Genomic DNA, 11,760 nt, shown 5'->3' with positions numbered 1-11,760 from the left:
TAGCAAGAAAGGACCGGCGGGGTGGGGGATGCCCCGTTGGAACGGGGAAGTACGGGTTCGATGGAAATCGATTGTTGGGCGCACGAACCGGAATCGGCGCAGTTTCGGCGGATTTTGGAAGTCTTGCCGCTGTTGACCGAGAAACAGCATGAGGTGTTGAGCCTCGTGGCGGAGAATCGCACGAGCAAGGAAATCGCATGGGAACTCGGGATTTCCGAAAGCGCGGTGAATCAGCGCATCGAAGGCGTTCGCAATCGCACCGGCTCGCCGCCGCGCGCGGAGCTGGCGCGCGTCTATCGCCAGTACCAGAAGCTGCCGGATGCAGCCTGTAATCCTCTACCAGACAAGAATCCTCAGGTTTCGCCAATCGACGTTGCCGCCGAAGAATGGGGGCAGGACGAGCAGGGCGACCGCCTCAGGCTTGCCGATGGAGTGACCTTCAGAGTGGAGGCGCCCTGGCACGCCGAACCGGTCGACCGGCTTGTTCCCGAGGTGCTCGATGGTCCCGATGCAGGTCTCAACCGCATGGCAGCCATGGTCCTCATCGCCGGCGGCCTGCTGCTTGTTGCGGTGTTTGGACTGGATCTTGCCACGGCGCTGAGCCGGCTCTCGTGAGCCAGCCTCGATCGCTCACAATGTCAGGCGTCTCGTTCGGGTCGAAGGCGTCGATGGAGGGTCCTTATGTCGATGACGATTTCCGCAGCCACTGCCCGCATCAGCCGCCAGCTCCCCGAAGCCGAGCTTTCGCTCGATTCGGCGCTCCTTGCCTCTGCCCGCCTGATGGAATCGATGCTGCTGGCACGCCAGGCGGACGGCGTGGCGAATTTCACGGGCCAGACCGCGATCCTGCGCCTTGCCAAGTCGCAGCGCTCGCTGATCGAATGCCAGAACGACATGATCCGCGTTCACCGTGCGCTTCTCGACGCCGGCCGCGAGGTCAAGGCAATCATCGACGAGCCCGAAGCCTGCCCCGCATCGGGCACTCTGGTCGAAGAAGCGCCGCTGCTTCAGGTCGCCTGATCAGGTCCGGCGGGATCGCAAGGCCCGCGCGATCGGGTTCGCATGGCGGCGGGGGGCTGCCATGCTGATCTGGGATGCGCGGGCCTACGTGCTTCACGCCGTGCTCCTGGTATTGTTCGTTCTGGCGCTGCGCCGTGGTGCAGCGCCGGAACGCATCCTGACGACAACCCTTCTCGGCATGCTTGTGTTCGACCGGATCTATCACCTGATCACCGGACAGCATGCCGTGATGGTCATGGGAGTGAACCTTGGTCATTTCGCGATCGACGTTATCGGCCTTGCAGTCTTCGTTACTGTCGCTCTCAGCGCCAACCGGAGCTACCCGCTGTGGATAGGGGGCGCGCAGATGGTGGCGCTCTCAAGTCATTTCTATCCGCTGCTGGCCCACGATTTGGCGGGGACGGGCTATCTGGCGATGAGCATCATGCCCTCCTACGCACAGACGATCGCGATGGGGATTGGTCTTGCGTCGCACATGCGGCGGCAGAAGACAGCGGGCAGCTATCGCTGCTGGCGCACATCCTCCAGCCCTTTGCAAAAGGGCAGGCCGAGGACATCGCCCGCCGCATGATCCAGTCGTTCGGGTCGCTGCGCGGGATTACCTGCGCGTCGCCCACGGCTCTCGCTGACGCAATCAGGGGGGGCAACTGCAACGAGGATATGCTGGTGGCAGCGATCATCGTGGCGCGTGACATCAATATGCTGGCTGCCCGCGAAGCGCTCTACGGCGAACCTACCGAGCCGGGAAATCCACGACTGCGCCAATACCTCGTCCGCAGGCTCGGCCCGCGTCACGAGGAATGCGTGCTGGTCCTGTTCCTGACGGCGGAGGGTCTGTTCATCGCCGAGGATTTCTATGCGGGGGCCCATTGCAACACGGCGAGGCTGCCGCTGCGCCGCACGGTACGCCGTGCCTTCGACCTTGACGCCCGGCGGCTGGTGATCGCGCACAACCACCCCTCGGGCAATCCCGAGCCCAGCGCGGCGGACATCCGGGCAACCCGTCATTTCGGCGAGATTGTGGGCGCGCTCGACCTCGAACTCGACGATCACGTCGTGATAGGCTGGAACCGGACCGTGAGTTTTCGCGAGAGAGGATTGATCTGAAAGGCGTTTATCGCGCGGGACCCATCATTCCGCCGAAATGCCCCGTTCGGGTATTTGACATTGTGGGCGATGGAACCAGACTGTCTTCCGTTACTTCCAGACACTCTCTATCCGGCGGAATTGCCCAGCTTTCGAAATCGCTTGGCTCCGCTTCCGGCATTCCTACGGCTTTCACATTCCTGCCGCACACTTCCCCCCCCCCACTGCATTGGAGACACGCCCTTGATCCGGACCGTGACCGTACCCACCACTCCGTATGAAGGTCAGGCGCCCGGGACCTCGGGCCTGCGCAAGAAAGTGCGGGTGTTCCAACAGCCCAATTACGCGGAAAACTTCATCCAGTCGGTGTTCGATGTGGTGAGGCCCGCACCGGGCGCAGTGCTGGTGATCGGCGGCGACGGACGCTTCCACAACCGCGAGGTGATCCAGCAGGCGATCCGCATGGCCGCCGCCAATGGCTATGCGCGCGTGCTGGTCGGGCGCGGCGGCATTCTCTCGACCCCCGCGGCCAGCCACGTGATCCGCAAGTACGGCGCCAGCGGCGGCCTAATCCTTTCGGCCAGTCACAATCCCGGCGGCCCGGACGAGGATTTCGGCATCAAGTACAACATCGCCAATGGCGGCCCCGCGCCGGAGAGCGTGACCGGTGCGATCCACGCGCGGACCGAGACGATCGACCGCTGGCTGACCGTCAAGGCGGACGACATCGATCTCGACAAGCTGGGCGAAGTCCGCGTGGCCGATACCACGGTCGCCATTCTGGACCCGGTCGCCGACTATGCGGAACTGATGGAGACGCTGTTCGATTTCGACGCGATCCGCGCGATGGTCTCTTCCGGCTTCACCATGCGCTTCGACGCGATGGGGGCCGTGACCGGGCCCTATGCGCACGAGATCCTCGAAAAACGCCTCGGCTTTGAACAGGGGACGGTGGTGCACGGTACGCCGCTGGAGGACTTCGGCGGGCATCATCCCGATCCCAACCTGATCCACGCGCGAGACCTCTACGATCTGATGATGGGGCCCGACGCGCCCGATCTCGGCGCGGCATCGGACGGCGATGGCGATCGCAATCTCATCATCGGCCGCGGGCGCTTCGTCACGCCGTCCGATTCGCTGGCCATGCTGGCCGCCAATATCGAGATCGCGCCCGCCTATCGCGGCCGCCTGACCGGCATTGCCCGCTCGATGCCGACCAGCGGCGCAGCCGACCGCGTGGCCACGGCTTTCGGCATTCCGTGTTACGAAACGCCCACCGGATGGAAGTTCTTCGGCAACCTGCTCGATGCCGGCAAGGCGACGATCTGCGGCGAGGAAAGCGCGGGCACGGGCTCCGACCACGTGCGCGAGAAGGACGGGCTCTGGGCCGTGCTGCTCTGGCTCAACATCCTCGCCGTGCGCGGGATCAGCGTGGACGAACTGGCGAAGTCTCACTGGGCGCGCTTTGGCCGCAATTACTACGCGCGGCACGATTACGAAGCCATCGACAAGACAAACGCCGATGCTCTGATGGCCGAACTCAAGGCCGCGCTGCCTGCGCTGCCGGGCAAGACGTTCGGTCCGCTGACCGTCGCGCATGCCGACAGCTTTGCCTATACCGATCCGGTCGATCACTCGGTCAGCGAAAACCAGGGCATCCGCGTGCTTTTCGAGGATGGCAGCCGCGTGGTCTTCCGCCTTTCGGGCACGGGCACTCAAGGGGCGACGTTGCGCGTCTACCTTGAACGCTACGAGCAGCCGCTCGGCCATCTCGACGCCGAGACCGCCGCGATGCTGGAGCATCAGATCGCCGCTGCCGACGCCATCGCCGGGATCGCGCGCCACACCGGACGCACGGCGCCTGACGTCATTACCTGAGCAGGTGCGTTCCGGGCTTTCAGTCCCGAACGCCATGTAATTTCGACACGCTGGAATGGCGACATTCCGGCGTGTCGGCGCGGTCCGTGAGATCCCGAAGAATCAACACATTGCGGCTGCTTTCGGGCGCCAGCTGATGGCAAATCCGGTGCACTTGCGACCGCATTTATCCCGATGAATGCACAGGCTTTGCCCGGTTTCTGCCGACCTTATCCACAAGGCTGTCCACGCGGCCCCGCGCAGCGCAACGCCGTGGCGGTTTCGCGGCGGCTGTCTTGCGCGCGTCGGTGGGGCGGCAGAGCATCCCGTTCGCGACGCCCGCGAAGGGCGCATTGGGGAGAACGCGGATGCCTCGGATCGACGTGGGTGGAATCGGCATTGCCTACGAATTGCTCGGCAAGGAGGGCGACCCGGCAGTTGCGCTGACGCCGGGCGGGCGCTTCACCATGGAGGTACCGGGCCTGCGCGAGATGGCCGAGGGCCTTGTCGCGGCGGGCCGCCGGGTCCTGATCTACGACCGCCCGAACTGCGGCGCATCCGATGCCTGCCTGCTGGGCGAGAGCGAATCCGAGATGCAGGCAGAGGCGCTGGCTGGCCTGATCCGCAAGCTGGACCTTGGCCCGACGGTGATTGCGGGCGGATCGGGCGGCAGCCGCGTCTCGATGCTCGCGGCGGCGCGCGATCCCGAAATCTGCTCGCACCTTGCGCTCTGGTGGATCTCGGGCGATCCCATCGGGCTCATGCAGCTCGCCACTTATTATTGCGGCGAGGCGGGGACGCTGGCCAGCCGGGGCGGCATGGAGGCTGTCCTTTCGGCAACGAGCTGGGCGGAAAACTTCGCCAAAAGCCCGCAGGCGCGCGATTTCATCCTGTCGCAGGATCCGGACAAGTTCATCGCGGTGATGCAGAAATGGGCGGCGGCCTACGTGCCTTCGCCGGTGAGCCCGGTCCCCGGCATGACCCAGCGCGACTTTGCGCGGCTGACGATGCCGGTGCTGGTGTTCCGCTCAGGCACCAGCGATCTTTCGCACACGCGGGCCACGTCGGAATGGGTGCACCGCATGATCCCGCATTCGCGGTTCATCGATCCGCCATGGGGCAACGACGAGTGGAACGAGCGTTCGGTCGAGACGCATTCGGGCGGAAACGGGCACACGCTGTTCCGTTCTTGGCCGAAGCTGGTGCCGTTCTTGCTTGAGCTTGCGAGTCAGTAACGGACGTCGTCTTCGCCGGAGTGTATTCGGGGCGCTGGTTGCACCTTGCACAGAAGAAGCGGGATCCCCGCCTTCGCGGGGATGACGGGGGTTAGTTGAATGGTGGTTGGGCACTTGCTCGCTGTTCATTCTCCGTCGTCTCAGAGAAAGCTGGGGTCGCTTTCAACCGCCACGGCGCTTGAACGAAAGCACGTTAAGTGAATGGCGCGTTTGCCGACGCCGCTCTCGGTCTTTGCCGGAATGACGGGCAAGGGGGCCGCAATACCGGCGAGCCCAACGGACCCTGGCGCTACAACCCCAATTCCCGTCGTCCCCGCGAAGGCGGGGACCTCGCTTTTCTTGAGAAGTAACGATCCGCATTCCGGAGCACTTACCCACCGGCCGCCCACAACACACCCACAACCAGTCCACCGATTATGTCCGATATATCCACAAACCTGCGCAAAGTTATCCCGGCTTGTGCACCATCTACCGACAGCTTCCCGACAGGATATGCCTGCTATATCGACAAACTTATCAACAGGCTTGCCCGGCAATGGAACGAGGTGCTCTAGAGCGATGATGAACCTCGATCGCTACCTCGCTCGTATCGGCCTCGACGCCGCACCTGCCGCCGATCCCGAAGGCCTCGCAGCGCTGCAACTGGCGCATCGCCTCGCCATCGGCTTCGAGAACCTGGCCATCCCGCTGGGCGAGGGCATCCGCATCGACAGCGCCAGCGTTTTCGACAAGCTCGTCATGCGTGGGCGAGGAGGCTATTGTTTCGAGCAGAACCGGCTGTTTTCAGACGTTCTGTCAGCCATCGGTCTCGTCAACCGGCCGCTGCTGGCGCGCGTGTTGCTGGGGCTGGCTGAACATGCCGCGCCGCCCCGCACGCATACGTTGCTACTGGTGAACATGCAGGGCGCGGCGTGGATTGCCGATGCCGGTTTCGGAGGCAGCTTCGTGCCGCCGATGCCGCTGGAGGACGGCGCGCAGGCGCAGACGCCGGACGGTGCCTGGCATCGCCTGCTGCGCAGCGGCGAGCGCGGATCGCTTGGCGGCGAATGGCGGCTTGAACGCGCGGGGCCGGCCAGCGCCACCGACGGACGCAGCGCGCCGCACGGTGACTGGCAGCCGCAATACATCTTCGACCTCAGCGAGGTTGCGCAGGACGATCTCGAGATGGGCAACCACTGGACCTCGACCCGCCCGAACACGCGCTTCACCACGCTTTGCGTGGCCAGTGTGGTGCTGGAAGACGGCTTCGCGGCAATGACGGACCGCCAGCTTTCGCTCTACCGGAACGGCGCCAGCGAGACGCGCGACATTGCCGATGCGGCCGATTACGCCCGCACTCTGCGCGAAGTCATGGGCATTGACCTGTCAGACGAGGAAGCGGCACGCCTGCCGCTGTTTGCCTGAAGGAGGCGGGTCTCAGACTTCCCTGAGCCTCGGCATCAGTTCGACGAAATTGCAGGGGCGGTTCCGGCTGTCGAGCTGTTCGGCAAGGATGCCGTCCCACCCGTCCTTCACCGCGCCGTTGGAGCCGGGCAGGGCGAAGATGTAGGTTCCGCGCGCCACCGCCGCGCAGGCGCGCGACTGGACGGTCGAGGTGCCGATGGTCTGATAGGATAGCCAGCGGAACAGTTCGCCGAAGCCGGGAATGTCCCGATCCTTCACCCGGTCGATCGCTTCGGGCGTGACATCGCGGCCGGTCAGGCCGGTGCCGCCGGTGGTCACGATGGCGTCGATCTCGCGGTCGTCGATCCAGTTGTTGAAGCGGCTGGCGAGGCGAGCGGCATCGTCCTTCTCGATGGCGCGGGTGACGAGCCGGTGGCCGGCATCGCGGATGCGCTGTTCGAGAATGTCGCCCGAGGTGTCATTCTCGGGGCCACGGGTGTCGGAAACGGTGAGCAGGGCGATGTTGATGGGCTTGAATTGACGTTCGGGATCAATGGCCACGCACAATCGCTCCGTTCGCTGCCATGTGGACGCCCTGCGAGCCGGTGAGGCCCGGGAAAGTCGGCCACAGGTCCTGTGCAAGCGCCATGCGGCTTTCCGAAGGGCCGCCGGCCTGACGCTCATACATCCAGTAGTTGCGCAGCACTATGTTCACGTAGCCGCGCGTTTCCCAGTAGGGCAGCGATTCCATCCACAGCAGCGGATCGCCGCCGCAGTTCACTTCGGTATTCCAGCGGGTGATCGGCACGAGGCCCGCGTTATAGGCCGCCATGACCTTGAGCAGCAGGCCCTGCGTGCCCGGCGCGTCGCGCAGCGTCTGCAAGTGCTGCTGGCCGAAGGCGAGGTTGACCTCGGGCTTGTTGAGGTCGCCCGGCGTGCCGGACACGCCCAGCGCGGCGGCGTGGTCGCGCGCGGCGGCGGGCATGATCTGCATCAGCCCGCGCGCGCCGGCGGGGCTGACGACGCTGGTCTGGAAGATCGATTCCTGCAGCGTATGCGCATAGACGAGCGCCGGATCGACTTTCCAGCCACCGGCCGGAGTCCACTTCGGCGTCGGGAAGCGGCTGGCCGGTTCCGGACGGCCGCCGGTCGGCGCATTGTAGGCCATCCACAGCTGGGTCGAAGGCAGGCCGAGATCGCGGGCAAGGCGGGTGATCTGCACATATTGCGAGGCATCGCCGATGCGCGCCTGATGGCGCAGCACTTCGTCGGCAAGGCCGTCCTCGCCGATTTCGGAGAGTTCCACGGCGGCGCGGATATTGGGGGTATTGCGCAGTGCCTGCCAGTCGGCCTGCGTGAAGTCGGCGGCGGCGTGCTGTTCGGGCAGCTTCATGCCCAGCTGCTCGGCGGCGAGCATGCCGTAGAGCGTTTCGTCACGCGCGGCGGCAAGGCGCAGTTCGGTGGCAGCCATCTCCGGCTTGCGGCAGCGGACCAGCGCGCGGCTGCGCCAATAGTGCGCGGCGCTGCTGAGCTCGGCGTTTTCGGAATTCTTCGCGGTCTTGTCGAAGGCGTCGGCGGCGCCGTCGCAGTCGCCCAGACGCCAGGCGGCAAGTCCGGCGGTCCACCACGATTCGCCCACCCACGGACCGGCGCCCATCGCGCCCAGCTGCGCCACCTGATAGGCCTGCGCGTCAAGGTTCTCGATATAATAGGCCCAGGCGACCTTCTGGCGCCATTCGGCCTGCGCATAAGGGCTGAGCGAAGCGTCGATACCGTCGAGCAGGGTGCGCGCGCCGGTCGGATCGTCGTTCTTGATGCGCTCGTTGATGCTGGCCGAGATCGCGGCGGGCATCGTGCCATCGTCGATCGAGGCCGGGCGCACGCGCTTGGTCATCGTCGGCAGACGGGCGAAAGCCTGTTCGCTGGGGACGGTGGGCACGCTGGCGGCGCCGCGCTTCAGGGCCAGGCGGCTGATCTGGTCGGCGCCGGGAAGCTCGGTGCCCTGAGCCAGCCAGGTCTGGAGGTCGCTAAGCTCGATCTTGGGCGAGCCCGAGGCCAGGAAGTATTCGGCGCGGAGCTGCTGGTGGAGCGGGCCGTCCGGACGGTCCGTCAGCATCTTCTGAACGGTCGCCCAGTCCTTGGCGTCCACTGCGGCGAAGGCCTGCTTGTAGTAATCCCGATCGTCCTGGCTGAGCAGTGACGGGACCGCCGTGTTGTCTGCGCGGGTGCGGAAGTATTCCACCGCTGCGCTGTTGGCGAATGCCGGCGTGGCTGCCAGCGTGGCGACAGCTAGCGCAGCCACCCCCGCGGCGCGCGCTGCCTTGGCAATGTGTTTCACTTCAATTCCCCGCATCCTGCGACCTGACCCCGAATTTCGTGGCCGGATGGATGCTCCCTCAGGGTGCCGTCCACTCCAGCCAGGCCCTCCAGATACTTGCTTTCGCGCGCGGATTTTGCAGCAGCGCAGCAAGCCCCCATCCTGCCAACAGAGGTATAGTCATTCCTTCATGGTGAAATTGTCTTAAAACGGCAGCCCGTTGCGGTGATTCGTGGCCGATCAGCGGCAGAACGTTGCCTCCGAGCACAATCAGCCGCTTCGGAGCGGCCAAAGCGATGTGCCGCGCCAGCGCGTCGCCCACCCCGCGAGAGGCCGCCGCGCGCCAGTCGGGCACCGGATCGGGGCGGGGCAGGGCACTGGCCAGGTAGACATCCTCGCGCCGCATGCCGAAAGCCTTGAGCATCGCGTCGAGCAGCCTGCCCTGCGGCCCGGTGAGCAGCCGCTCGCGGTCCTCGCCCTCGGGCGTTTCCACCACGATCATCAGCTCGGCACCTGCCTCACCCTCGGGCATCAGGCGGCCGGTAGGGCCGCCATCGTCGAGCAGGGTCTCGGTCATCCACCATGCGCGGAAGGCGTCGAGGTCGGCGGGCAGCAGCTTGGGGTCGATGCTGGTGGGCGCGGCGGGGGCTTCGTCCACCACTTGCGGGCGGCGGCGCGGCGGGCGGCGACTGCCGTCTTCGGCCTGCTCTTCCTCGGGCACGATCCATTCGCGCGGTTCGTCGAGGAAGTCGCAATCGACTCCCGCCTCGCGCCACCAGTCGAGCGCGGCGGTGATATCGGATTTGATATCGTCCAGAAATTGCCGATTTGGGGCCTGATCCATCGCGTGGGTCTTGACCTGTCGCATTCCACCAATCAAGGCACAACACGAATTAATCGCGCGTTTAAGTGCGTGAATCGTGAATTTCAGGGGCTGTTGGGGCCAGAACCGGGCCAGATTACGGGGCCAGACTACGAGGGTTGCCATGATTGAACGTGAATCGATGCCTTACGACGTCGTCATCGTCGGCGGCGGGCCAGCCGGCCTTGCCACGGCGATCCGTCTGAAACAGGTCGATCCCGAACTTTCCGTCTGCGTCCTTGAAAAGGGCTCGGAGATCGGCGCCCACATCCTTTCGGGCGCCACCATCGATCCCAAGGCGCTGGACGAGCTGCTGCCCACCTGGCGCGAAGACGGCTGCCCGCTGGCCGAAACCCCGGTGACGGACAACTGGCACTGGCACCTTACCAAGAAGAAGAAGTTCTCGCTGCCGCATCTGGTGATGCCGCCGCTGATGTCCAACAAGGGCAGCTACACCGGCTCGCTGGGCAACCTCTGCCGCTGGCTGGCCGAACAGGCCGAAGCGCTGGAGATCGAGATCTTCCCGGGCTTCCCTGCTGCCGAGATCCTCTATGACGATGCCGGCGCCGTGATCGGCGTGCAGACCGGCGACATGGGTGTGGACCGCGAGGGCAATCCCAAGGACGACTTCCAGCCGGGCATGAACCTGCTCGGCAAGTACACCGTGTTCTGTGAAGGCGCGCGCGGCCACCTGACCAAGCGCCTGAAGGCCAAGTACAATCTGGAGGCCGATTGCGAGCCGCAGATCTACGGCATCGGCATCAAGGAGCTCTGGGACATTCCGGCGGACAAGCACGTCCCCGGCCGCGTGATCCACACGCAGGGCTGGCCGATGAGCGAGACCGACAGCTGGGGCGGCGGCTTCCTCTACCACCAGGCGAACAACCAGGTGGCGCTCGGCTTCGTGACCGCGCTCGATTACAAGAATCCCTACGTCTATCCGTTCGAGGAATTCCAGCGTTGGAAGCAGCACCCGGAAATCCGCGCGATTCTCGAAGGCGGCAAGCGCGTGGCCTATGGCGCGCGCGCCATCAACGAGGGCGGCTGGCAGTCGGTGCCGATGCTGGCCTTCCCGGGCGGCGTGCTGGCGGGTTGCTCGGCGGGCTTCGTCAACGTGCCGCGCATCAAGGGCACGCATACCGCGATGAAGAGCGGCATCCTTGCGGGCGAGGCGATTGCCGCCGCGATTAAGGCGGGCCGCGAGCAGGATACGCTGGGCGAATACGATACCGCCGTGCGCGAAAGCTGGATCGCCAAGGAACTGAAGCTCGTCCAGAATGCGGAGCCGCTGGTCGCCAAGTGGGGCGGCGAGATCGGCACGGTGCTGGCAGGCGCGGACATGTGGCTGCGCACGCTGTTCGGCTTCGGTGTGGCCAAGCCGATGAAGCACCACACCGACGCTTCCACCCTCCAGCGCGCGGACCTCTACAAGCCGGTCGCCTATCCCAAGCCGGACGGCGTGATCAGCTTCGACCGCCTGACCAGCGTGTCCTATTCGTTCACCAACCACGAGGAAGACCAGCCGGTCCACCTCAAGCTGACGGACCCCACGGTTCCCACGCGGATCAACCTGCCGGTCTATGCCGGTCCCGAGGCGCGCTATTGCCCGGCGGGCGTCTACGAATTCGTCGATCCGGACGGTTCGGGCATGAAGCTGCAGATCAACGCGCAGAACTGCGTCCACTGCAAGACCTGCGACATCAAGGACCCGACGCAGAACATCGAATGGGTGACGCCGGAAGGCGGCGGCGGTCCGAACTACCCGAATATGTAATCGGCGATGGGGGGAAGGCTGAGCCTTCCCCCTTTTCGGCTTCTATTTGCGGCGAATCTTTCTTGCGGCCCATCTTCATCGTCACCCTGAACTTGTTTCAGGGTCCATCGTGCAGCGTGGGCGGAACGGGAGATAGCCAGCCGAGAGTTCCGCTGGTGACACGACGCTTCGGAGCAGGCGGCCAGATGGATCCTGAAACAAGTTCAGGATGACAAAAGGCGGGATG

At 65.1% G+C, this 11,760-nt stretch carries 11 protein-coding genes; 8 read left to right on the top strand and 3 right to left on the bottom strand.

Annotated features, from left to right (window positions below):
• The first annotated feature begins 60 nt into the window (after positions 1-60).
• From EDF56_RS05420 to EDF56_RS05390, 7 genes are all read left to right on the top strand, one after another.
• Complete coding sequence (locus EDF56_RS05420) at positions 61-615, top strand: helix-turn-helix transcriptional regulator (RefSeq protein ID WP_132385814.1); 555 nt, start codon at positions 61-63, stop codon at positions 613-615.
• Between the two features lie 72 nt (positions 616-687).
• A complete protein-coding gene (locus EDF56_RS05415; RefSeq protein WP_243652397.1) occupies positions 688-1,020 on the top strand; it encodes a hypothetical protein in 333 nt (110 codons plus the stop codon).
• A 61-nt stretch (positions 1,021-1,081) separates the two neighbouring features.
• Entirely contained in the window at positions 1,082-1,591 is a 510-nt protein-coding gene (locus tag EDF56_RS05410) for a hypothetical protein (RefSeq protein ID WP_132385641.1), read from the top strand.
• Positions 1,588-2,127, top strand: coding sequence for a JAB domain-containing protein (locus tag EDF56_RS05405; protein ID WP_132385640.1), 540 nt, complete (start codon positions 1,588-1,590; stop codon positions 2,125-2,127). Before EDF56_RS05410 ends, EDF56_RS05405 begins: the two co-directional genes overlap by 4 nt.
• Positions 2,128-2,349: 222 nt before the next feature.
• Positions 2,350-3,984: an alpha-D-glucose phosphate-specific phosphoglucomutase gene (locus tag EDF56_RS05400; RefSeq protein WP_132385639.1), complete on the top strand. Its 1,635-nt coding sequence runs from the start codon at positions 2,350-2,352 to the stop codon at positions 3,982-3,984.
• 347 nt (positions 3,985-4,331) lie between these two features.
• Positions 4,332-5,198, top strand: coding sequence for an alpha/beta hydrolase (locus tag EDF56_RS05395; RefSeq protein ID WP_132385638.1), 867 nt, complete (start codon positions 4,332-4,334; stop codon positions 5,196-5,198).
• A 561-nt stretch (positions 5,199-5,759) separates the two neighbouring features.
• Positions 5,760-6,602, top strand: coding sequence for an arylamine N-acetyltransferase (locus EDF56_RS05390; protein ID WP_207904617.1), 843 nt, complete (start codon positions 5,760-5,762; stop codon positions 6,600-6,602).
• Positions 6,603-6,614: 12 nt separating this feature from the next.
• Here the strand turns inward: EDF56_RS05390 and moaB are convergent, their stop codons facing one another.
• From moaB to EDF56_RS05375, 3 genes are read right to left on the bottom strand one after another with little or no spacing between them, the layout of a single operon-like run.
• Positions 6,615-7,142, bottom strand: coding sequence for a molybdenum cofactor biosynthesis protein B (gene moaB / locus EDF56_RS05385; protein WP_132385636.1), 528 nt, complete (start codon positions 7,140-7,142; stop codon positions 6,615-6,617).
• On the bottom strand, positions 7,132-8,934 hold the full coding sequence (locus EDF56_RS05380) for a lytic transglycosylase domain-containing protein (RefSeq protein WP_132385635.1): 1,803 nt from the start codon (positions 8,932-8,934) through the stop codon (positions 7,132-7,134). Before EDF56_RS05380 ends, moaB begins: the two co-directional genes overlap by 11 nt.
• A 43-nt stretch (positions 8,935-8,977) precedes the next feature.
• On the bottom strand, positions 8,978-9,742 hold the full coding sequence (locus EDF56_RS05375) for a uracil-DNA glycosylase family protein (RefSeq protein WP_132385634.1): 765 nt from the start codon (positions 9,740-9,742) through the stop codon (positions 8,978-8,980).
• Positions 9,743-9,884: 142 nt separating this feature from the next.
• Here EDF56_RS05375 and EDF56_RS05370 point away from each other — a divergent pair, with 142 nt between their 5' ends.
• On the top strand, positions 9,885-11,534 hold the full coding sequence (locus EDF56_RS05370; RefSeq protein WP_132385633.1) for an electron transfer flavoprotein-ubiquinone oxidoreductase: 1,650 nt from the start codon (positions 9,885-9,887) through the stop codon (positions 11,532-11,534).
• Positions 11,535-11,760 lie beyond the last annotated feature (226 nt).

The organism is Novosphingobium sp. PhB165, from assembly GCF_004341845.1.
In the GTDB taxonomy this organism is placed as follows: Bacteria; Pseudomonadota; Alphaproteobacteria; order Sphingomonadales; family Sphingomonadaceae; genus Novosphingobium.
This window is presented reverse-complemented; position numbering and strand designations above follow the sequence as displayed.